The following is a 22,220-nucleotide window of genomic DNA, read 5'->3' on the forward strand; positions in this document are numbered from 1 at the left end:
AAGAAAAAGGTTGAGATATTTACGTCTCAACCTTTTTTTTGTCATTGACTCACTTATTTAATTCGTAAATCGAGCCATTTTATTTCGTCTTCTGTTAGTTTAATCTCAGCTGCTTCGCGGCAGGATAGCATTTCTTTTTCGTTTTGTGGTCCGATTATTGCCGCGGCAGGGAATGATTGATTCAGTACATATGCAAGACTAATTTGAATGGTCTCCACACCTTTTTCTTTGCCTAACTGTTCCGCACGTCGATAGCGTTCCCAGTTTTCATTATTATAAAATACGCGCACTAAATCGGCATTTGAACGGTCTTCAGGTGTAAATCGTCCCGTGAAAAAGCCACGTGCTTGTGATGACCATGAGAATAAAGGTAATTTAGTTTGTTCATGCCAAGCAAGCATTGGCTCGTCAACAGATACACATCCTGCCCAATATGGTTCCTGTGCTTTTGCTAAGCTCAAATTAGGGCTGCTGAACGTGAATCCAACTAAGCCGTGTTTTTCAGCATATTCATTTGCTTCTTGCAGGCGTTCCTGTGACCAGTTAGATCCTCCGAACGCACCAATTCTTCCTGCTTCCACATGCTCATTCAAAATTTCCAAAATCTCTCCGACCGGAACATTTGGATCATCACGATGAAGCGCATACAATTCAACGTAATTAGTGCGGAGTCTTTCTAAACTTTTATTTAACTCATCGCCAATAGCTTGCTTATTAATTTGAGGGCCGTGCTGATTAGGATGGCCACCCTTCGTTAAGATAATTACATCATCTCGACGCTTATTTTCTTCCATCCAAATACCGATTGCTTCTTCACTTTTACCACCAGCATAAATATAGGCAGTGTCAATTGTATTTCCACCGATTTTTAAAAAGTTATCAAGAACATCCGATACTTTGTCGATGATATCGGGTGTAAAATAGTCAGAACCCATTACAAGATTAGAAATCTCTTTTTCCACATTAGGTATACGAATAGATTTCATATAGTCCACCAACCTTTAGTTTAGAATAACTCTTTCTCTTTTTTCAGCGGAGTCCAATGCTCCTTTTACTGCACGAATATTATGAATGATATCGGTTGCAGAAAATGGTACAGGTTTTCCACCTAGAACGCTATCAGCAAAACTATCTGCTTGTAATGCATATGGATTTGAAGCTTCCTTCTCTACTGTTACGACTTTTCCACCTTTTATAATGTCGTATTTATGTTCACCGAAGAAGGCATTTGGTAAAACGATTCTACCCTCAGAACCTAGTATTTCTACTTCCATACGACCTTCTGCCCACATTGCGCAGTCAAAAGTTAAGGCAACACCGTTTGAGAATTCCATCAAGCCAGAAGCCATCATGTCCACATCTCCATGCTCTGGTGAGAAAAATGCTTGAGTTGTAACTGCTTTAGGTTCTTCACCAAGTATAAGTCGAGCAGCACTAATTGGATAGCAACCAACATCATAAATAGAGCCGCCACCCCATTCCTTTTTATAACGGATATTATTGTAATCTTTTGGATTATTGAAAGAGAAAACACCGTGAATTCCTCTTATCTCACCAATTTCACCTGCAGCAATTAATTCCTTTATTTCTGTGTATTTATTGAGGTGACGATACATGAATGCTTCTGCCAATACTACTCCAGCTTCTTTACAAGCATCAATCATTTCCTGTGCTTCTGCCTCATCTAAAGCTATTGGTTTCTCGCATAATACATGTTTTCCAGCTTGTGCAGCCTTAATCGTCCATTCCTTATGTAAATGGTTAGGGAGTGGGATGTAAACGGCTTCAATTTCTGGATCGCTTAATAATTCTTCATAACTTCCATATGCTTTAGGTATTTCTAATTCATCTGCAAAACTTTGAGCTTTTTCTAATGACCTACTTGCAACTGCAACTACTTCATTTCTATTTGAAGCTCTAATACCTGGAATGACAGATCGTTTTGCAATTCCTGCAGTGCTAAGAATACCCCAACGAACTTTCTTCTCTGACATAATACTCGCCTCCTATTAGAATATAAGTCTAGTATATAACCTTCCAAACATTCTGTCATTCATTTCCTATAGTAAGTAAAATTAATGCTCTCGGAAAATATAATAACAATTCTATTCGTATGCTATTTTTAAATAAGAGTTTTGTTGGTTTTTGTCGAAATATTTTGGGTAGTAGTAGAATGATCCCTCCTTATTGAAACCTTTTTTAGTAATTGTCCGTTATTATATTTATTCGGTTATAGCACTATAATTCCAATTATTGGGGTAAAGTATATAATAGAAATACATTGAGAAGGAGTCGGTGGCAATGACTGAAAAAGAAATCCAACAATTAGATTTACAGACAACTACTGAAGATATGGATAAACACTATTCTGATACTAAATTTTTAAATAAGTTAAAGAAAACCGGTGGAAAACTAGCAGAAAAGGCAATCTATGCAAGTTTAGTTCTTTTTTATGCATTACAGAGCCCAGAAGTGCCAAAGAAATCTCGTATGTTAATACTGGGTGCTTTAGGCTACTTCATTTTCCCTGTTGATTTATTACCTGATTTTCTTCCAGCAGTAGGCTTTACAGACGATGCTTTCATTATCATAGCTGCATTTGGAAAATTAATAGGTGCAATTAATGAGGAAACGAAAGAGAAAGCGAGAAAACGAATGGAGAAATGGTTTGGCAAGCCAAATGAGAGTATATACGAAGAATAAGGCGTTTTGTACTATTTGAGTTATTTTCTAATCATGTTATGATAATCCCAAACCACATAATAGGATGACACTAGGGGTGCCTTTGAAAAGGCCGAGATTAAAGTATTACTTTAAAACCCTTTGTACCTGATCTGGTTAGTACCAGCGGAGGGAAGTGCGGATAATATACAGCAATAGTTTCTTTTGCGTAGCCACATTTCATCTCTGGAATGTGGTTTTTAATTTTTATACGGAGGGGAATTGCTGTGAAATTATCAAGTCAATGTTTACAAGCGTCAAAGGAATTATGGGATGCAAGTTTCAATCATCCTTTTGTAAAAGGGATTGGGACAGGGGAATTAAGTTTGGAGAAATTCAAGCATTATGTTTTACAAGATTCCTATTATTTATCTAACTTCGCAAAAATTCAATCATATGGAGGAGCAGTTGCTCAAGATTTGCACACTACAAATCGCTTGGCTATTCATGCTCAAGGTACATATGAAGCAGAGATGGGGCTACATCGTAAGTTTTCAGAACTTCTTGGTATTACGGAAGAAGAAAAGAAGAATTTTAAACCTGCTCCAACAGCCTATGCATACACTTCCCATCTTTACCGTGCTGCTTTTTCAGGGAAACTTGGGCATATTATTGCGGCATTATTACCTTGTTATTGGTTGTACTTGGAAGTTGGCGAAAGGCTAAAAGATTGTAAACCTGAAGAGCCTATCTATCAAGAATGGATTGCAACTTATAATGGAGAATGGTTTAGAAAGTTAGTTCTCGAACAAATTGAAAGACTCGATGAGATTGCAGATAAAGTAACACAAGCAGATCGAGATGAAATGGTAGAAATTTTTAAAATTAGTAGTTATTATGAATGGCAATTCTGGGAAATGTCATATACTTTAGAAGATTGGTCTGTTAAGGAATATGAAGTAACAAATGCTTAACTAATTGGGTGTCTCCATATGGAGACACCCTTATTTATTATTTTCTTGAAGTCATATTTTTAAATTGATTCATTAACTTATTTCGTGATTTTTCATTTCTTAGTAAATATGCTGCACCGAGTGCTACAGTTGCAAGAATGGTTTTATTTTTCATCTCCATATCTCCTTTCAAATGTCGTTCTCCATTCTTTTTCCCTAAAAGTAAGATATTAAACTGCTTGGCCAATAGTAAGATTTACTACAAATCGACATTTCCCGGGAAATGTGTCGATGGTGAAAAGTAAAGTAGTAAGTTTAGCGCATGAAATTTGTTTGTTAGCTGAATAATACAATGGATGTGTTTATTAAGGATTATAAAGGAGGAATTTATATAATGACAAAAGTAGCAGATGTAATGACTAAAAATGTTAAATCGTGCAGCCCGCAAGATGCTGTTTCCAATGCTGCAAAAATCATGCGTGATATTGATTGTGGATCTGTTCCAATTTGTGAAGGGAATAAAGTTGTTGGAATGATTACAGATAGAGATATCGTTTTAAATTGTGTTGCTGATAACAAGGATAGTAATGCAGTTCAATGTCAAGAATGCATGACGAGTGATGTCATTACATGTTCTCCAGACACTGACTTACATGAATGTTCTAGAATGATGGCCGAGCATCAAGTTCGCCGTATTCCTGTTGTAGAGAATGGTGCTATGGTTGGTATTTGTGCGATAGGTGATTTAGCAACAGTTGATATTCATGTGAATGAAGCAGGAGAAGCATTGAGTAATATTTCCGAACAAACTCATTAATAAGAATAGGAAATAAAAAGAACCAAGCTCTGAAGCTTTGGTTCTTTTTGTTTTTTGAATTTATGTTATTGCATTACCAGAAAAATCCATATGGTGAGTATGGGTAAAATGGATAACCATAAGGTCGGATGAACGCTCCAGCCGCAAGTCCTCCAAGAAAACCACCTAAGAATGGTGCTCCGAAAAATGGACGTCCAAAACCAAATGGGCGACCAAATCCGAATGGACGACCAAATGGACGTCTGTAAATTCTTTGATCCATAGGCATATGATAGCTAATTTCGTTCATATTATAATGTTCATTCATATGACATCCTCCTAATATTTCTATTTACTTCACTTCATCATATGCATTTATCCCAGTAGTGAAATAGGTATATAACATATACAAAAAAAGGAATGAAACAAATTAAACAAATGGAAGAACATGTCGATATAAAAAGTAACTAATTACATAACGGTAGGGGAGAAATCGTATGGTTGGTCAAATAACTGGTCAAGTATCTACATCTGTATCAATTAATAAAGCAACAGAATATGTAGAAAAAGTTATGAATGTGAATAATCAAGTAAATGATGGGTTTACATCCGAAGAGAATAGACATCCATTTCCTTCCGCAAAAGCGAAAGAAAATGTAAGGAATGTCGTGAATAGTATGAACGACTTCCTAGTAGCATCCCCTAATACTCATTTAAAATTTGAATTTCACGAACAACTCGATGAATATTATGTAACGCTTATAAACGAAGAAACAAAAGAGGTAGTAAGAGAAATTCCACCTAAAAAGATGCTGGATATGTTTGCAGCAATGACTGAATTTCTCGGATTGATGGTGGATAAGAAGGTTTGAGATGGAGGGTTAACCAATGAGAATCGCAGGATTAGCAAGTGGTATGGATATCGACTCTATAGTAAAGGATTTAATGAGAGCTGAGCGAATGCCACTTGATAAATTAAAGCAGAAGAAACAAATTCTAGAATGGCAACGGGACGATTACCGTGCTATTAATACAAAATTACTTTCATTTCGTGACAAGCTCGCACAATTAAAATTAACAAGTAATTATCGAGCAAGAACAACTAGCTCATCGAATGATGCATACGTATCAGCAACAGCAACAAGCGGTGCATCCCAAGCGTCATATTCGATATCAGAAGTAACACAATTGGCAAGTGCGGCTACGAGGGTGAATGCTGGGGAGATATCAGGTGATTCATCAGCTAAAATCGATCCCACTAAAAGTCTCCATAGTCAGGATTCAGCATTTGCTACCGGTATAACATGGTCAAAAGGCGTAGTCGAATCTAAAACACAGAATATAAAAGAAAATACTAATGCTATAGATCTAGGTGTGAAGAAAGATAACATACAAGAAACAGTGGTAAAAGTGAATGGTAAACTAATTCCACCTGCTGAGTATGAGATAGGACAAGATGGGAAAATAACGTTTGTTAGTGAATTGAAAAAAGATGATAAAGTTAAAATCGATTACGTTCTGAAAGAGAAAACAGTTGAGTTTACCTATTCAGGTGAAGAAGAACCTCCTAAGCAGTGGAGTATTGGTGTAACTAATATAAATGTGACATCAATTTTGATTGGTGAGAATGATGTCACAGATCAATTAGTAAAAGTTGAAGGTTCTGAGAGTAAATATAAAATTGACAATGTTGGTGTGATAGATCTCGCAACAGGAATCATTACTTTCGACGAGCTTGAAGAAGGAGAAACTCCACCATCAGATATTAAGTTAACTTATACTCAAAATTACTCTAACATAGAACTTAATACACACACATCAAAAGGAGAAGTGAACGAAAAGATATTCTTCACTAGCAGTGATTCTCTAAACTCCGTCATTCGTAAAGTGAATGATTCAGATGCTGGTGTAACGATGTTTTATGATTCATTCTCAGATCAAGTGACACTCACGAGAAAAGAAACTGGTGATTATAATCAAAATTCTGCAGTGAACGGTGGTAATGAAATCAATGTCTCAGGTGATTTCATGACTAAAGTTTTAAAATTCGAAGGTAGTACGGAAACCGGCGGAAAGAACGCCATGTTCACGATAAACGGTCTTACTACTGAACGTACTTCCAATACCTTCGACATGAATGGTGTAACCTTTACTCTAAAACAAAAGTTTGCTAAAGATTCGATTGAACCAGCAACCATTTCCATCGCAAATGATACAAATCAAGTTTTTGAGAACATAAAAGAATTTGTGAATCAATATAATGAACTAATTGCTGAAATTAGTGGGAAACTCAATGAGGAACGTCATCGAAGCTATAAACCATTAACGGACGATGAACGAGAAGAACTTTCAGACAAACAACAAGAGAAATGGGAGGAAATGGCTAAAAGTGGTCTTCTAAAAGGTGACCCTCTCCTTTCCGGTGTGTTAACGAACATGCGCCTAGACATGTCTAGTGTAGTCGAGACAAATGGTTTATTTAGCCAATTAGCAAGTATCGGAATTTCCACCACTTCCAATTACTTAGATGGTGGTAAATTACAAATTAATGAGGCAAAGCTGAAGGAAGCAATTGAACAAGATCCCGATTCTGTTGAAAGCTTGTTCAGAAGTGATGGAAGTACATCTGACCTCGGTATTATTCACAAATTATATAATACCGTTGATGCTTCATTAAATAGATTACGTGAAAAAGCTGGACGTGCGACATCCACTAACCAACAATTTTCAATTGGACGTGAACTTTTAAATGTAGATAAAAGTATCGATCGTTTTGAGGATAAAATGAAAATTACAGAAGATCGTTACTGGCGTCAATTTACAGCAATGGAAAAAGCAATACAACGTGCAAATCAGCAATCAATGTTCTTAATGAATCAATTCGGTGGCATGTAATACTTGCCATCTTTTACATAAATATTAGGAGTGAAAAAAGTGGCTAAGCCAAATCCATTTCAAGCGTATAAAACAAATTCTGTAACAACAGCATCTCCAGGTGAGCTTACATTAATGCTCTACAATGGTTGCCTAAAATTCATAAACATGGCGAAAATTGCCGTCGATAAAAATGATATCCAAGAGAAAAATACTAACATCCAAAAAGCACAAAACATCATCTCTGAATTGATGGTAACGTTAAATATGGATATGGAAATTTCCAAAAATATGATGGCTTTATATGATTTTGCTTTAAGAAGATTAGTGGAAGCGAATATTCGCAATGATAAAGCAATATTAGTGGAAGTAGAGGAAATTATTACAGAATTTAGGGATACATGGAAACAAGTAATTCAAAAAAATCGCCAACTTCAACATGCGTCAGGGAGTAATGGCGCCTAATGAATGCAATTGAACAATGTATCCAACTGACAGAAGAAATAATTCGTACTGCGGAAATAGTAGACGAAAAAGATCGTGATGCTCGTATAGAAAAAATAGATGCATTATTAGAGGAAAGAGAGCAATTATTTTCTCTAATGGAAGTACCTACTTCTCTCCGAGAAAGAAACGAGGGAAAAAGATTACTCGATCTAAATAAAAAGATGGAAAAAACCTTGAACAATTTACAAGCTCATATTCAGATGGATATAAATCAATTGAGCCAAAAGAAAAAATCGGCAAAACGGTATGGGAATCCTTATGCGGCAACAGAGAGCTTAGATGGAATGTTTTATGATAAGCGAAAATAAGACAAATAAATAGTAAAAACGACAAAAAAATTTAGAAAAAAAGCAGGATTTTTTAATTTATGTATAGAAGTATATATACATAGCATTTTATAAGGAGGAGTTATTATGCTGAACTTCCAAATTCGTGGTGAAAACATCGAGGTTACTAGTGCAATTCGTGACCATGTGGAGAAGAAAGTAAGTAAATTAGAGAAATATTTTAATGGAACTCCTGAAGCAAATGTTCATGTAAATCTTAAAGTTAATCCTGATAAAAAATCAAAAGTCGAAATAACTATACCAATGCCGGGTCTCGTTCTTCGAGCTGAGGAAACTAATAATGATATGTATGCGGCAGTAGATTTAATTGTAGATAAATTAGAAAGACAAATTAGAAAGCATAAAACAAGAGTAAATCGCAAATTTAGAGAACAAGGCAACGCGAAAGAATTTTTCAGCTCTACAAATGGCCAAACCGCTGTTGCAGTTGAAGAAGATGAGGACGAATTTACGATTGTCCGTACAAAACGATTTGATTTAAAACCAATGGACAGTGAAGAAGCTGTTCTACAAATGAATATGCTTGGACATAATTTCTTCATCTACACAGACGCAGAGACAAATGGAACAAATATTGTATATAAGCGTAAAGATGGAAAATATGGTCTAATTGAAACAAACTAATCAACACAAGCATACGATATAATAAGCACGCAATCACTACGATTGCGTGTTTTCTGTTTTATTTGTCCTCCACCTTTATTTATGTGAAAATAAATATTCCAATACTAACGTTTAAAAGGATGGCTAAAATAATGATAAAAGATTTGTTTATTGCCTTTTTTCGTTCCGGAATACTTGGGTTCGGTGGTGGACCTTCTGCTATTCCTCTAGTACATAGGGAAGTTGTTATCACATATAAATGGATGACGGATGAAGAATTTTCTGATGTTCTTGCATTAGCAAACGCACTCCCAGGTCCAATCAATACGAAGATGGCTGGTTATATTGGGTGGCGAGTTCATGGTTTTCTAGGGATGATCTCCGCTCTTGTTGCTACTGTTATTCCTACAGTTGTATTAATGATTGTCTTTTTAACGATTCTAACAACGCATAAAGATAAGCCGTGGGTAGAAGGAATGACAAATGCTGTTGTCCCTGTCGTTGGGGTATTAATGGGAATTTTGACGTGGGACTTCATTGTAAAGTCGAAGGATACGCTTGGTTGGAAATGGACAGTGATCATCGTAATCGCTAGTTTAATTATATTGGAATTATTAGGGATTCATCCAGCAATTGTGATTGTCACACTGTTATGTGTAGCACTTTTATCTGGGGGCAAAAAGCGAAAAGCAAGGGGCGAAAACTAGATGATATATTGGTACATATTCTTAGCCTTTTTCATTCCTGGAATTCTTGGATATGGGGGTGGTCCTTCTTCTATTCCTCTTGTCGAGAAAGAAGTTGTTGATCACTATGATTGGTTAACAGTAAATGAATTTAGTGAAGTACTTGCGTTAGCAAATGCCTTACCTGGACCTATTGCAACTAAAATGGCTGGTTATATAGGATATCAACAAGCGGGAATACTAGGAGCATTTGTAGCCTTATTTGCAACTGTCGCTCCTTCGTTAATTTTAATGATTACGTTATTAAGTATTCTGCTTAAATATAAGCATTCACCACAAGTTAAGAAAATGACGCAACTTGTAAGACCTGTTATTGCAGTTTTACTAGGCGTTATGACATGGGATTTCTTCCAACACTCTTTATCGATCGAGGGCGCAGGTTTTCTACATACCATCATCATCGGACTTTTGAGTTTACTACTACTTGTAAAGTGGAAAGTCCACCCAGCTTATGTTATTGGTGGAGCACTTCTTTACGGAGCTTTTATATTATAGATGCACGATAAAAGTAAGCGAAACGTAACAATGTTGTCACCAAAAGGTGTTAGTGATAAGATAAATAAGGGATAGTGTAGTTGTAATCACACATTTTGATAAAAAGCAACTATGAAGGTTATGTTTCAATGGAATATATACCCGTATTATAATAAAGGGGAGTTTTGTAGGATGGCTTTTTTAAATAAAATTTTCGATCCAAATAAACGTGAATTAAAAAAATTAGAAAAAATTGCTGATAGCGTTGAAGCATTAGCTGGAGACATGGAAAAGCTATCTGATGATGCTCTACGTGCAAAAACAGATGAGTTTAAAGAAAGACACCAAAATGGTGAAACGCTCGATAGTCTTTTACCAGAAGCATTTGCGGTTGTTCGTGAAGGTGCTCGCCGCGTGCTAGGAATGTATCCATATCCCGTACAAATTATGGGTGCAGCAACACTTCATGAAGGTAATATTGCTGAGATGAAAACTGGTGAAGGTAAAACATTAACTTCCACTATGCCTGTGTATTTGAATGCACTTGCGGGAAAAGGTGTTCATGTAATTACAGTTAACGAATACTTAGCAAGCCGTGATGCAACGGAAATGGGAGCTTTATATGAATTTCTTGGCTTAACAGTCGGTTTAAATACAAATGGTGCTTCTAAGGAAGAGAAAAAAGAAGCATATGCTGCTGATATCACTTATGGTACGAATAATGAATTTGGCTTTGATTACTTACGTGACAATATGGTTATTTACTCGGAGCAACGTGTACAACGACCATTGCATTATGCCGTTATTGATGAGGTCGACTCGATTCTAATTGATGAAGCGAGAACACCATTAATTATTTCAGGACAAGCGCAAAAGTCAACACAATTATATATTCAAGCAAACTCCTTTGTTAGCATGCTGAAGAAGGATGTTGATTACACATATGATGAGAAAACAAAAGGTGTTCAATTAACAGAAGAAGGAATAAATAAGGCGGAGCGCGCATTTAAAATTGACAACCTTTTCGATATTTCTCACGTAACGTTAAATCACCATTTAAATCAAGCGTTGAAGGCACATGTTAGCATGCATAAGGATATTGATTATGTTGTTCAAGATGGAGAAATTGTCATTGTAGACCAGTTCACAGGTCGTCTAATGAAAGGACGTCGTTTCAGTGATGGTTTACACCAAGCGATTGAAGCAAAAGAAGGCGTGGAGATTCAAAATGAATCGATGACAATGGCAACCATTACATTCCAGAACTACTTCCGTATGTATAAAAAACTGTCAGGGATGACGGGTACAGCTAAAACAGAAGAAGAAGAATTCCGTAATATTTATAATATGAGGGTTGTCGTAATCCCAACAAACAAACCTGTTATTAGGGATGATCGTCCTGATTTAATTTATGCAACTATTGATGGTAAATTTAAAGCTGTTGCTGAGGATATTGCAGAGCGCCATAAAAAAGGACAGCCGGTGCTAGTTGGTACAGTTGCAATTGAAACTTCAGAAATTATTTCTAATTATTTAACAAAAAAAGGTGTTAAGCATAATGTCTTGAATGCGAAGAACCATGAACGTGAAGCAGAGATAATTTTAAATGCAGGTCAACAAGGAGCTGTAACGATAGCTACCAATATGGCTGGTCGTGGTACAGATATCAAGCTTGGTGAAGGTGTGAAAGAACTAGGCGGCCTTGCTGTTATTGGTACAGAGCGACATGAATCACGTCGTATTGACAATCAGCTTCGTGGTCGTTCAGGCCGTCAAGGAGATCCGGGTGTAACTCAATTCTACTTATCATTAGAAGATGACTTAATGCGCCGTTTCGGTTCTGATAGCATGAAAAGTATGATGGCTCGTCTTGGTATGGATGATTCCCAACCAATTCAAAGTAAGATGGTTTCGAAAGCAGTTGAATCTTCTCAGAAACAAGTAGAGGGTAATAACTTTGACTCTCGTAAACGTGTTTTACAATATGATGATGTATTGAGACAGCAACGTGAAATCATTTATCAACAACGTAATGAAGTAATGGAATCAGAGAACTTACGTGGTATAGTTGAAAAAATGATTCAATCTGTTATCGAGCGCTCTGTATCCGCGTATACAGTTGTGAATGATGAAGATGAGACTTGGAATGTCCAAGGTTTAATCGATTATATTAATGCTAACCTATTACCAGAAGGTGATATTACTCCTACTGATATCGAAAACAAGGAACCACAAGAAATTGAGGAATTAATATTCGATAAGGTACTGATTCGATATAACGAAAAAGAAGAATTATTATCTCCAGAGCAAATGCGAGAATTTGAAAAAGTTATCTTGTTACGTGCTGTTGATTCGAAGTGGATTGACCATATTGATGCGATGGATCAATTACGTCAAGGTATTCATTTACGTGCATACGGCCAAACAGATCCGCTTAGAGAATATCAAGCAGAAGGATTTGCAATGTTTGAAAACATGGTTACTTCAATTGAAGAGTATGCGGCTAAGTATGTTATGAAAGCAGAAATTCGAAACAACCTACAACGGGAAGAAGTAGCAAAAGGTCAAGCTGTAAATCCTAAAGAGGATGGCGAAAAAGCAAAAAGAAAGCCAGTTCGTAAGCAAGAAAACGTTGGTAGAAATGAACCGTGCCCATGCGGTAGCGGTAAAAAATATAAACATTGCCATGGAAGATTGGCATAAATTATAACCTACAAATTAGTAGGAATCTTACTTTTGAGGTGTACAGGATGGAATTATCTGAAATAAAATCAGAACTAGAAAAAACAGCGAAACGATTGGCTGATTTTAGGGGGTCTCTTTGACTTAGAGGAGAAAGAAACCCGTATTGCGGAGCTTGATGAAAGGATGCTGGAGCCTGGATTTTGGGATGATCAACAGGTAGCACAATCTATTATCAATGAAGCAAATGGCCTAAAAGACCTCGTCAATGAATATAAAGAGTTAGTAGATACGCAAGAAAACTTGGAATTAACGCTTGAGCTCGTAAAAGAAGAAAATGATCCAGAGTTATTGGCTGAATTAGATTCTGAGTTAGAAGAGATGATGGAACAAATAGAGAACTTTGAACTACAACTGCTATTAAGTGAGCCATATGATAAAAACAACGCAATACTGGAGCTTCATCCGGGGGCTGGTGGTACAGAGTCACAGGATTGGGGATCTATACTCCTACGGATGTACACGCGTTGGGCAGAGAAGAAAGGCTTTAAAGTGGAAACTCTTGATTATCTTCCTGGTGAAGAAGCTGGAATTAAAAGTGTGACACTCCTGATAAAGGGACATAATGCCTATGGTTATTTAAAAGCAGAAAAAGGAGTTCACCGTCTCGTCCGGATCTCTCCATTCGATTCTTCCGGAAGAAGACATACGTCATTTGTTTCTTGTGAAGTAATGCCGGAATTCACGGATGATATTGAGATTGAAGTACGGTCAGAAGATCTGAAAGTAGATACGTACCGCTCCAGTGGCGCTGGTGGTCAGCACGTAAATACAACAGATTCAGCAGTACGTATTACCCATATTCCAACTGGAACCGTTGTGACCTGCCAAAATGAGAGATCACAAATCAAGAACCGTGAACAAGCGATGAATATGTTAAAGGCAAAACTTTATCAAAGAGAAATTGAACAAAAGGAAAAGGAACTCGCTGAGATACGTGGCGAGCAAAAAGAAATTGGCTGGGGAAGCCAAATTCGTTCCTATGTTTTCCATCCTTATTCAATGGTTAAAGACCATCGTACGAATACAGAAGTTGGAAACGTTCATGCTGTAACAGATGGAGATATTGATGTATTTATAAATGCTTATTTACGTTCACGTATATAAGAAGATTAGCCCAAGTGATCAGATGATTACTTGGGCTATTTGTATGTTCTTTTCACCAAATTGCTAAAAACACAAGTTGGAAAATAGATTATTCGGCAATATTAATTGGTATACTACAGATATGTAGATTAAATACGAGGGGGTATATGAGTGAATAAGAAACTTGTATTATGGTTAGTCGGTATTACATTTATTATTGTTTTAGCTGCATGTGGAGATGGTAGTAATAAAGATTCAAGCCCTGAAGCAATAGCGGACAGGAGTTGTATTGGCTGTCATGGTGAAAATCTACAAGGAAGAGATGGACTTGGTCCAGATTTAACTAAAATAGGTGCTAAATATAACAAAGAAGAAATTTTAGAAATTATAAAAGAAGGACGCCCAGGAATGGGTGCGAACATCATTAAAGGCGATGATGCAGAAAAAGTTGCTGCATGGTTAGCAGAGAAAAAATAATAGTCATGAGAATAAAAAACCAAACTATTTGAAAAGTTTTCAATATAGTTTGGTTTTTTATTTATAAGAACATTTCTATTTAGCTTTTTCCACTGATCTATTAGCCCCGAAATGCTCTGTCCATCAACATTTTTTTAGTATATCAGCTAGAGTTGAGAAGAAATAAATAGTTGATAAACTATGTTGTTGTAACCTCTTTTTTTAAAGGTTACATAAATTTGCTAATACAACAAAAATTTACATGGAATTGAAATGAAACTGTAATATAAAAATCCCTTAACATATCCCCTGCAAATGTTATAATAAATAAGGATTATCTTTCGGCAACAAGCGACGTAAAACAGCAGTTTTTTTCGACTTTACGGAAGAAAAAACAGTTTGCATCATTCTATTTTGCTACTCATATGTCAAATCATGGGTAGCATTTACTAGTATGGTGCCAATTCTTAGGGACCGGGTGATTACATGATTGAAATGCAAGATGTATATAAAAAGTACCCAAATGGAATAACGGCCGCTAACGGATTGAACATTCATATTAAACAAGGTGAATTTATTTATGTCGTAGGGCCTAGTGGTGCAGGTAAATCTACCTTCATCAAAATGATGTACCGAGAAGAGAAGGCATCATCTGGTACTGTTTTGGTAAATGGTGTGAATTTATCTAAGCTGAAAAATAGAGAGGTGCCTTTCTTTCGCCGAAATATCGGAGTTGTCTTTCAAGACTTTAAGTTATTGCCAACATTAACAGTATTTGAAAATGTTGCGTTTGCACTTGAGGTTATAGAACAAAGACCAAAAGATATAAAAAGAAGAGTTATGGATGTTCTTGCTTTAGTGGGATTAAAGCATAAAGTAAGAATGCTACCTAGCGAATTATCCGGTGGTGAACAGCAACGGGTATCCATTGCACGTTCCATCGTAAATAAACCAAAGTTAATTATTGCAGATGAACCAACAGGTAATTTAGATCCTGATACATCATGGGAGATTATGCATTTGCTAGAGGAAATTAACTTAAAGGGTACAACAATTGTCATGGCAACACATAATAAAGAAATCGTTAATACGATTAAGCACCGTGTTGTCGCAATCGAAAGTGGTAGAATAGTACGTGATGAGCAGCGGGGTGATTACGGCTATGAAGGCTAGGACATTCCGGCGCCATCTAAAAGTAAGTTTCAAAAGTCTTAAAAGAAATACTTGGATGACTTTTGCTTCTGTAAGTGCAGTAACAGTCACACTTCTATTAGTAGGAGTATTTCTAGTCATTATGATGAACATGAACAAATTTGCTTCTGATTTGGAAAATGATGTGGAAATAAGAACACATGTAGAATTAACTGCAACAGAAGAAGAGGAAGCGGAGTTAAGAAAGCAAATAGAGAAAATTGATTTAATAGATTCGATTGAGTATTCCTCTAAAGATAAAGAATTAGATCACTTAATAGACACGATGGGAGATTCCTGGTCCTTGTTTGAAGGCCAAGAAAATCCATTAAGAAATGTATTTATAGTCAAAGCAAAATCACCAACAGATACAGCTGTGATAGCAAAACAAATTCGTAAATTAGATAATGTTTATGCTGCAGAATACGGTGAAGCAAAAGTAGAAAGATTATTTAATGTATTAAAGACAAGCAGGAATGTCGGTATATTTTTAATTGCTGGCCTTGTTTTTACCGCAATGTTCCTCATTTCAAATACAATCAAAATAACTATCTTCGCAAGACGACGTGAAATTGAAATTATGAAACTGGTCGGAGCTACAAATTGGTTTATACGTTGGCCATTCTTATTAGAAGGAATATGGCTCGGGATCCTTGGCTCTCTTATCCCAATTGCTGCAGTTGCAACAGGATATTATTATGCCTACGATTTCTTAGTTACTCGTATACCTCAACAATTAGTACAACCATTAGAATTTAGTCCATTCGTATATCAAATCAGTCTACTTCTCGTATTAGTTGGAGTAATAATTGGTGGATGGGGTAGTTTTATGTCGGTCCGCCGTTTCTTGAAAGTATAAGAACTACCTTTGTAAAAAATACTCTTATTTTTATAATACTGGAGGACGGAGGGTTGCATATCCCTCTTTCCTTCAATAGTTCACGAAGTCCAAAGATTAATAGCTTTACATATTAATAGAGTAGATTAGACAAAAGGGTGAAAGGGGAAAAAGTGAGTTGAAAAGAAGTTCATTATTCTCATTGACAGTAGCGGTTATACTAGGGGTTTCATTTGTTTTTTCTCCTAATGGATTTGTGTACGCAGAAACATTAACGGATTTGGAAAAAAACAAATCAAATATTAAGAACGAAAGATCAGACTTAGAAGAATCTATTAAAGATAAAGATCATGAAATAAACGAAATAACAGGCCAACAAACTGCTGTAGAAGTAGAAATTCAACAACTAGAGGCAGAGATGGCTACTACAGATAAAAAAATATCGGACAAGCAAAAAGAAATTGAAGATACGAAGGCAGAAATAGAAAGACTTAAAAGTGAAATAACTGCACTAGAGGAACGTTTAGAACGACGCAATAAACTTCTTCAAGAAAGAGCAAGAAATATCCAGCAAAATGGTGGATCAGTTAATTATCTTGACGTCCTACTAGGTGCGGAAAGCTTTGGTGATTTTATTGATCGCTTATCTGCTGTGACTGTCTTAGTAGAAGCAGATAAAAAAATCATTGAAGAGCAAAAAGCGGATAAAGAAAAACTAGAAGCAAATAAAGAACAAGTAGAAAAAGATCTTGCTAGCTTAAATGATATGTTAAAAGAATTAGAGACACTTAAAGCAGATTTAGAGAAACAGAATAAGAAAAAGCAAGAACTTCTCAAACAACTTGAAGCACAAAAACAACATATTGAACATGAAAAAATGTCAATGGAAGAAGAAGCAGAATTATTAAAGCAACAAGAAGCTGCCATTCAGAAGTTGATTCAACTAGAGAAAGAAAGAATTGCAGAAGAAAAACGGAAAGCAGAAGAAGCTGCTAGAAAAGCAAAAGAAGAAGCAGAAAGAAAAGCAAAAGAAGAAGCGGAAAGAAAAGCACAGGAAGAAGCTGCTGGTAAGACTCCTGAAACAAGTAATGGTAATGAAGAATCAAACGAAGAAGTCGTCACTACACCACCTGTATCATCCGGATTGTTTATGAGACCAGCGCAAGGATATGTCTCTTCTGAATTTGATCATCGTTGGGGTGCATTCCATTATGGAATCGATATTGCTAAAGGTGGTACAGTTCCTATTGTAGCTGCAGCAGGAGGAATTGTTACTCGAGCAGGTTGGTCAAATAGCTATGGTAATGTAGTATATATCTCCCATTATTTAGATGGAAAAACATTTATGACCGTATATGCTCATATGCGTGAAACACCGAAAGTGGTTGTCGGTCAAATGGTAAGCAAAGGTCATCATATTGGATATATGGGCAATACAGGTCAGTCATATGGACAGCATTTGCATTTTGAACTTCATGAAGGCGAATGGAACGGCGCGAAGTCTAATGCAGTAAATCCAAGAAAATATATTAACTTTTAATTAAACGTACAGTCGCATCTAATTTGATGCGGCTGTTTTATTTTACATAAATTCATCAAGTACACCATACGTTATAGAGTATGATAGAATAGATGCAGAGAAAAAATAGAAACTGGATGAGAGGGACTGTATATGACATTTGGGACAATTACAGCTATTTTAGTCAGTATTGTATTAATTTTAAATATTATATTAGCTGGGTTTGTTCTTTTCTTAGAAAGACGTGATGCTAGCGCAACATGGGCTTGGTTATTAGTTCTATTCTTTATTCCTGTTGTAGGATTTATTTTATATTTAATATTCGGTCAAAATTTGAGTCGAAAAAAGATTTTTGAGTGGAAAGATACGAATAAAATCGGAATTATGGATATTACAAAATATCAAATTGAATTATTGGAAAAAGGGGAATTTCCTTTCAAAGATAATAAAACGGCTCAGTATAAAGATTTAATTTATATGCTGTTATTCCATGACCGAGCAGTTTTTACCCAAGATAACCATGTCGAAATATTTACTGATGGAAATGATAAATTTCAAACATTAATAGAAGATATTAAGTCTGCGAAAGATCATGTTCATGTAGAGTATTATATTATCCGTAATGATGAACTTGGTAAGAAATTGTTAGAGGTACTCATTGAGAAAGCAAAAGAAGGTGTCGAGGTACGCGTCCTTTTTGATGCAATGGGATCAAGAAGGTTAGGACGCAATTTTTTTAAGCCATTGATTGAAGTAGGTGGCCATGCGAGTGCATTTTTTCCTGCCATCCTTCCTCATCTTAACTTACAAGTAAATTATCGTAATCACCGCAAAATTGTTGTCATTGATGGAGCAATTGGCTATGTAGGTGGCTTTAATATTGGGGATGAATATTTAGGCTTAAATAAAAAATTTGGCTATTGGCGCGATACGCACTTAAAAATTTGTGGTAATGCAGTCTATGCCCTGCAAACTCGTTTTATCCTCGATTGGAATCAAGCTTCTACCCATAAAATTAGCTATGCAGAAAGACTGTTTCCAAAGCTTGAAGTGTTAGGTGAAACAGACATCCAAATTGTTTCTAGTGGTCCAGATTCAGAATGGCAACAAATAAAATATGGCATGTTAAAAATTATTTCCTCAGCTAAGAAATATATTTATATACAAACACCTTATTTTATTCCAGATGCAAGTGTACTAGATGCATTAAAAATTGCGGCATTATCAGGAATTGATGTAAGGTTAATGATTCCGAACAAACCAGACCATCCTTTCGTCTATTGGGCAACGTATTCCCATGTAGGTGAATTGTTAAAAACAGGTGGCAAGGTCTATATTTATGAAAACGGCTTTATTCATGCGAAAACAATGATTGCAGATGGGAAAATCGCTACAGTAGGTACTGCGAATATTGATTTAAGAAGTTTTCGACTGAACTTTGAAGTAAATGCATTCCTATATGACCAGGCATTAGTAGAAGAGCTTGTAAACATATTTGGAAATGATATGGAAAAGTCACGAGAATTAACAATGGAAGAATATAAAAATCGTTCACTAGGAATTAGATTCAAAGAGTCTATTTCTCGTTTATTATCTCCAATCTTATAATATGAGGTTATGTTGAAGCAGAGGTGGTTGTAAGGATGAAGAAAACCTTTGGAGTTCTTTTGCTAGGAGTACTTTGTGGCATATTAATCTTTCATGTCATACAAGATACAAAAGAAAAGAAAGCGGATAACCAAGCTGCGGAAGAATTTTTAATTGATGCTGCATATGAAACAAGTATAGGATCATTTGCAGAAGGTGTGTCTGAAGGAGATATTCCTCCAGATTTTGAATTAAAGACACTCGAAGGTGAAACAGTTAGATTATCAGATTTAAATGGCAAGAAAGTAATCTTAAATTTTTGGGCAACATGGTGTCCACCTTGTAAAGCCGAAATGCCTCATATGCAAAACTTTTACGAGAAAAAGGCAGATAAGTATGAAGTAGAAATTGTTGCTGTAAATTTAACTAGTAATGAGCGTGGAAGCAATATAGAGAAAAAAGTGAGCGATTTTATAGATGAATATAAATTATCATTTCCAATTCCACTTGATCAATCAGGAGACGTATGGGACAAGTATAAAGGAATTGCTATTCCTACTACTTATTTAATACAGTCTAATGGTCTTGTTCATAAACGGATAATTGGCCCAATGGACGAGGAAATGATAGAACGGTTAGTGAAGGAAATGAAGTAAGAAATGCTATATTATTTCTTTTTTTAGAAATTATGCAAAAATAAAGTTGACAATGTAAATGTTTGTAGATATACTAGTTTTCAAGAGTTACATAAATCAATATATTAGGATTATTCTTATCAAGAGCGGCGGAGGGATAGGCCCTGCGATGCCCGGCAACCTTCAGGAGTTTATCTGAAAAGGTGCTAATTCCTACAGGTCGAAGCGGTCTGGAAGATAAGATGGGGATCTGTTAAATCAAGCCCTCTTCTTATCAAAGAAGAGGGCTTTCTGTTTTTGTAATAATTAATCCAAGTTTTCTACTCAACTTAATCAAATTTAGGAGGCGTTACAATGTCAGAACAAAACTTCAGACCAGAAACATTATTACTTCATGGTGCACAACAACCGGATGAAACAGGTGCAAGAGCAGTTCCAGTATATCGCACTACATCCTATGTATTTAAAAATACAGACCATGCACAAGCATTATTTGGATTACAAGAAACAGGTAATATATATACTCGTATCATGAATCCAACAGTAGATGTTTTTGAACAACGTGTTGCTTTACTAGAAGGTGGAACAGCAGCTGTTGCTCTATCCTCAGGTATGGCAGCTATCGCATTTTCTATTTTGAACATAGCTGGTGCAGGTGATGAAATTGTTGCTGCAACAGACCTTTATGGTGGAACATATAATTTATTTGCAGTAAGCTTACCGAAGTATGGCATCAAAGTTCATTTTGTAGATCCAAAAGATCCGGAAAACTTCCGCAAAGCAATTACTCCAAAAACAAAAGCTATCTTTGGTGAAGTAATTGGTAACCCAAGTTTACATGTATTAGATATCGAAGCTGTTGCTGATATTGCGCATGAGAATGGTATTCCATTGATTGTCGATAGTACGTTTGCAACACCATACTTATTAAATCCAATTGAATGGGGCGCAGATATCGTAGTCCATTCTGCAACTAAATGGATTGGTGGACATGGAACTGCTATCGGTGGAGTAGTTGTTGATGCAGGTAAATTTGATTGGACGAACGGAAAATTCCCTGGTTTCACTGAACCAGACAACACATACCATGGTATTCGCTTTGGAGTGGATATTCCAAATGCAGCATTTGCTACAAAATTACGTGTTCAATTGCTACGTGACTTTGGACCATGCTTAAGTCCGGACAATGCATTTATTTTCTTACAAGGTTTAGAAACATTACACCTACGTATTGCAAAGCACGTAGAAAATGCAAAAGCAGTAGCAGAACACTTACAGAAAAATGATGCAGTAGAATGGGTTTCATACCCTGGTCTAGAAGATCACCCTTCATACGAGTTAGCTAAAAAGTACTTCCCTAAAGGTGCTGGTGCGATTGTTAACTTCGGTATTAAAGGTGGACGTGAAGCTGGTAGAACAACAATTGATAACGTGAAATTGTTCTCTCACGTTGCAAACGTTGGAGATGCAAAATCATTAATCATCCACCCTGCTTCTACTACGCATCAACAATTAAATGCAGAGGAATTAAAACTTGTTGGTGTAACAGAAGAATTAATTCGTCTAGCAGTTGGTCTAGAAGCAATTGAAGATATTACTGAAGACCTTGATCAAGCAATTGCAAAAGCAGTAGAAGCAACTTCTGTAAAATAATAGAATGCTAGAGAACTAGAGCATATTTTATGTTCTAGTTCTTTTTTGATTTTTAATAAGGGGGATTCTTTCCATCATAGAAAAAACCTTCCCCAGCGTAGAAAAGGAAGCAACGAGCTTCGAAAAGGGTCCGTCCAGCGTTCAAAAGACATGACTGAGCGAACAAAAGGAGAGTCCCAGTGTCCAAAAGAACACCCATCATCGAAAAAAACTTCCCCAGCGTTGAAAAGGAAGCGTCGAGCATCAAAAAGGGGCCGCTCAGCATTCAAAAGACATGTCTGAGCACACAAAAGGAGAGTCCCAGCATTCAAAAGAACATCTATCATCGAATAACCCTTCCCCAGAGTTGAAAAGGAAGCGTTGAGCGTTGAAAAGGGTCCGTCCATCGTTCAAAAGACATGTCTGAGCAGACAAAAGGAGGGTCCCAGCATCGAAAAGTAAACCCATCTATAAATGCTAACTTAATAATGTACATAAATGATTGGATAAGAATGTACAGTTTTGATCAGTACATGCATACTTGATTTGAGGTGGGAAGAATGCATGTACAAC

Annotated in this window: 22 protein-coding genes and 2 riboswitches; of the genes, 19 read left to right on the plus strand and 3 right to left on the minus strand. The window is 36.2% G+C overall.

All coding sequences use genetic code 11. From position 1 onward, the window contains the following. Positions 1-53 precede the first annotated feature (53 nt). Together ACFPM4_RS20320 and ACFPM4_RS20325 are read right to left on the minus strand one after the other, a co-directional pair. Complete coding sequence (locus tag ACFPM4_RS20320; RefSeq protein ID WP_382355942.1) at positions 54-986, minus strand: aldo/keto reductase; 933 nt, start codon at positions 984-986, stop codon at positions 54-56. Positions 987-1,001: 15 nt separating this feature from the next. After that, positions 1,002-1,994: a Gfo/Idh/MocA family protein gene (locus ACFPM4_RS20325; RefSeq protein WP_382355945.1), complete on the minus strand. Its 993-nt coding sequence runs from the start codon at positions 1,992-1,994 to the stop codon at positions 1,002-1,004. A 307-nt stretch (positions 1,995-2,301) separates the two neighbouring features. On the opposite strand from ACFPM4_RS20325, the gene ACFPM4_RS20330 reads away from it, so the two are divergent. The 3 genes from ACFPM4_RS20330 (at position 2,302) to ACFPM4_RS20340 (ending at position 4,431) form a co-directional block, all read left to right on the plus strand. Beyond that, complete coding sequence (locus ACFPM4_RS20330) at positions 2,302-2,703, plus strand: YkvA family protein (RefSeq protein ID WP_382355948.1); 402 nt, start codon at positions 2,302-2,304, stop codon at positions 2,701-2,703. Between the two features lie 62 nt (positions 2,704-2,765). Further along, a riboswitch (TPP riboswitch) is annotated at positions 2,766-2,873 on the plus strand. A gap of 75 nt (positions 2,874-2,948) precedes the next feature. After that, positions 2,949-3,635, plus strand: a complete 687-nt coding sequence (gene tenA / locus ACFPM4_RS20335) for a thiaminase II (protein WP_382355951.1) — start codon at positions 2,949-2,951, stop codon at positions 3,633-3,635. A 373-nt stretch (positions 3,636-4,008) separates the two neighbouring features. Beyond that, on the plus strand, positions 4,009-4,431 hold the full coding sequence (locus ACFPM4_RS20340) for a CBS domain-containing protein (RefSeq protein WP_382355954.1): 423 nt from the start codon (positions 4,009-4,011) through the stop codon (positions 4,429-4,431). Positions 4,432-4,504: 73 nt separating this feature from the next. Here ACFPM4_RS20340 and ACFPM4_RS20345 read toward each other — a convergent pair whose 3' ends face one another. After that, the gene (locus ACFPM4_RS20345; RefSeq protein WP_382355997.1) at positions 4,505-4,720 is read right to left on the minus strand and encodes a hypothetical protein; all 216 of its coding nucleotides are present in this window, start codon (positions 4,718-4,720) and stop codon (positions 4,505-4,507) included. 187 nt (positions 4,721-4,907) lie between these two features. Between ACFPM4_RS20345 and flaG the strand changes: the two genes are divergently transcribed. The 16 genes from flaG to ACFPM4_RS20425 all read left to right on the plus strand — a co-directional run bounded on the left by flaG (position 4,908) and on the right by ACFPM4_RS20425 (position 21,668). Beyond that, complete coding sequence (flaG, locus tag ACFPM4_RS20350; RefSeq protein ID WP_382355957.1) at positions 4,908-5,282, plus strand: flagellar protein FlaG; 375 nt, start codon at positions 4,908-4,910, stop codon at positions 5,280-5,282. 16 nt (positions 5,283-5,298) lie between these two features. Then, the gene (fliD, locus tag ACFPM4_RS20355) at positions 5,299-7,305 is read left to right on the plus strand and encodes a flagellar filament capping protein FliD (protein ID WP_382355960.1); all 2,007 of its coding nucleotides are present in this window, start codon (positions 5,299-5,301) and stop codon (positions 7,303-7,305) included. Positions 7,306-7,344: 39 nt separating this feature from the next. Then, positions 7,345-7,749, plus strand: coding sequence for a flagellar export chaperone FliS (fliS, locus tag ACFPM4_RS20360; protein WP_144926831.1), 405 nt, complete (start codon positions 7,345-7,347; stop codon positions 7,747-7,749). Then, positions 7,749-8,099, plus strand: a complete 351-nt coding sequence (gene fliT, locus ACFPM4_RS20365; RefSeq protein WP_382355963.1) for a flagellar protein FliT — start codon at positions 7,749-7,751, stop codon at positions 8,097-8,099. The genes fliS and fliT overlap by 1 nt, the downstream gene beginning before the upstream one ends. 105 nt (positions 8,100-8,204) lie before the next feature. Next, positions 8,205-8,762: a ribosome hibernation-promoting factor, HPF/YfiA family gene (gene hpf, locus ACFPM4_RS20370; RefSeq protein WP_144926824.1), complete on the plus strand. Its 558-nt coding sequence runs from the start codon at positions 8,205-8,207 to the stop codon at positions 8,760-8,762. A 131-nt stretch (positions 8,763-8,893) separates the two neighbouring features. Next, complete coding sequence (locus ACFPM4_RS20375; protein ID WP_382355966.1) at positions 8,894-9,448, plus strand: chromate transporter; 555 nt, start codon at positions 8,894-8,896, stop codon at positions 9,446-9,448. Beyond that, on the plus strand, positions 9,449-9,982 hold the full coding sequence (locus ACFPM4_RS20380; protein WP_382355969.1) for a chromate transporter: 534 nt from the start codon (positions 9,449-9,451) through the stop codon (positions 9,980-9,982). A 171-nt stretch (positions 9,983-10,153) separates the two neighbouring features. Continuing rightward, positions 10,154-12,664, plus strand: coding sequence for a preprotein translocase subunit SecA (gene secA, locus ACFPM4_RS20385; RefSeq protein ID WP_382355972.1), 2,511 nt, complete (start codon positions 10,154-10,156; stop codon positions 12,662-12,664). A 47-nt stretch (positions 12,665-12,711) separates the two neighbouring features. After that, positions 12,712-13,810, plus strand: a protein-coding gene (gene prfB, locus ACFPM4_RS20390; protein ID WP_382355975.1) for a peptide chain release factor 2 whose coding sequence is annotated in 2 segments (ribosomal slippage) — positions 12,712-12,774 and positions 12,776-13,810 — 1,098 coding nt in all. Because the reading frame shifts where the segments join, the coding sequence is not laid out codon by codon here. A gap of 150 nt (positions 13,811-13,960) precedes the next feature. Further along, positions 13,961-14,266 carry a c-type cytochrome gene (locus ACFPM4_RS20395; protein WP_382355978.1) on the plus strand — a complete coding sequence of 102 codons (306 nt, stop codon included), beginning with the start codon at positions 13,961-13,963 and terminating at the stop codon, positions 14,264-14,266. 465 nt (positions 14,267-14,731) lie between these two features. Then, positions 14,732-15,418, plus strand: a complete 687-nt coding sequence (gene ftsE, locus ACFPM4_RS20400) for a cell division ATP-binding protein FtsE (RefSeq protein WP_144926808.1) — start codon at positions 14,732-14,734, stop codon at positions 15,416-15,418. Continuing rightward, a complete protein-coding gene (gene ftsX, locus ACFPM4_RS20405) occupies positions 15,408-16,295 on the plus strand; it encodes a permease-like cell division protein FtsX (protein ID WP_144926805.1) in 888 nt (295 codons plus the stop codon). The genes ftsE and ftsX overlap by 11 nt, the downstream gene beginning before the upstream one ends. 157 nt (positions 16,296-16,452) lie before the next feature. Continuing rightward, a complete protein-coding gene (locus ACFPM4_RS20410; RefSeq protein WP_382355982.1) occupies positions 16,453-17,814 on the plus strand; it encodes a murein hydrolase activator EnvC family protein in 1,362 nt (453 codons plus the stop codon). 132 nt (positions 17,815-17,946) lie between these two features. Further along, complete coding sequence (gene cls / locus ACFPM4_RS20415) at positions 17,947-19,401, plus strand: cardiolipin synthase (RefSeq protein WP_382355985.1); 1,455 nt, start codon at positions 17,947-17,949, stop codon at positions 19,399-19,401. Between the two features lie 35 nt (positions 19,402-19,436). Next, complete coding sequence (locus ACFPM4_RS20420; protein ID WP_382355988.1) at positions 19,437-20,036, plus strand: redoxin domain-containing protein; 600 nt, start codon at positions 19,437-19,439, stop codon at positions 20,034-20,036. Between the two features lie 113 nt (positions 20,037-20,149). Beyond that, positions 20,150-20,259, plus strand: a riboswitch (SAM riboswitch). 110 nt (positions 20,260-20,369) lie between these two features. After that, on the plus strand, positions 20,370-21,668 hold the full coding sequence (locus ACFPM4_RS20425) for an O-acetylhomoserine aminocarboxypropyltransferase/cysteine synthase family protein (RefSeq protein WP_382355991.1): 1,299 nt from the start codon (positions 20,370-20,372) through the stop codon (positions 21,666-21,668). Positions 21,669-22,220: the final 552 nt, after the last annotated feature.

The sequence above is a fragment of the Lederbergia graminis genome, assembly GCF_042655485.1.
Lineage (GTDB): Bacteria > Bacillota > Bacilli > Bacillales > Bacillaceae_C > Lederbergia > Lederbergia graminis.

Coding starts and splice junctions, on each gene's coding strand:
- ACFPM4_RS20320 (WP_382355942.1), bottom strand. CDS start 986: ATGAAATCTATTCGTATACCTAATGTGGAAAAAGAGATTTCTAATCTT.
- ACFPM4_RS20325 (WP_382355945.1), bottom strand. CDS start 1,994: ATGTCAGAGAAGAAAGTTCGTTGGGGTATTCTTAGCACTGCAGGAATT.
- ACFPM4_RS20330 (WP_382355948.1), top strand. CDS start 2,302: ATGACTGAAAAAGAAATCCAACAATTAGATTTACAGACAACTACTGAA.
- ACFPM4_RS20340 (WP_382355954.1), top strand. CDS start 4,009: ATGACAAAAGTAGCAGATGTAATGACTAAAAATGTTAAATCGTGCAGC.
- ACFPM4_RS20345 (WP_382355997.1), bottom strand. CDS start 4,720: ATGAACGAAATTAGCTATCATATGCCTATGGATCAAAGAATTTACAGA.
- flaG (WP_382355957.1), top strand. CDS start 4,908: ATGGTTGGTCAAATAACTGGTCAAGTATCTACATCTGTATCAATTAAT.
- fliD (WP_382355960.1), top strand. CDS start 5,299: ATGAGAATCGCAGGATTAGCAAGTGGTATGGATATCGACTCTATAGTA.
- fliT (WP_382355963.1), top strand. CDS start 7,749: ATGAATGCAATTGAACAATGTATCCAACTGACAGAAGAAATAATTCGT.
- hpf (WP_144926824.1), top strand. CDS start 8,205: ATGCTGAACTTCCAAATTCGTGGTGAAAACATCGAGGTTACTAGTGCA.
- ACFPM4_RS20375 (WP_382355966.1), top strand. CDS start 8,894: ATGATAAAAGATTTGTTTATTGCCTTTTTTCGTTCCGGAATACTTGGG.
- ACFPM4_RS20380 (WP_382355969.1), top strand. CDS start 9,449: ATGATATATTGGTACATATTCTTAGCCTTTTTCATTCCTGGAATTCTT.
- secA (WP_382355972.1), top strand. CDS start 10,154: ATGGCTTTTTTAAATAAAATTTTCGATCCAAATAAACGTGAATTAAAA.
- ftsE (WP_144926808.1), top strand. CDS start 14,732: ATGATTGAAATGCAAGATGTATATAAAAAGTACCCAAATGGAATAACG.
- ftsX (WP_144926805.1), top strand. CDS start 15,408: ATGAAGGCTAGGACATTCCGGCGCCATCTAAAAGTAAGTTTCAAAAGT.
- cls (WP_382355985.1), top strand. CDS start 17,947: ATGACATTTGGGACAATTACAGCTATTTTAGTCAGTATTGTATTAATT.
- ACFPM4_RS20420 (WP_382355988.1), top strand. CDS start 19,437: ATGAAGAAAACCTTTGGAGTTCTTTTGCTAGGAGTACTTTGTGGCATA.
- ACFPM4_RS20425 (WP_382355991.1), top strand. CDS start 20,370: ATGTCAGAACAAAACTTCAGACCAGAAACATTATTACTTCATGGTGCA.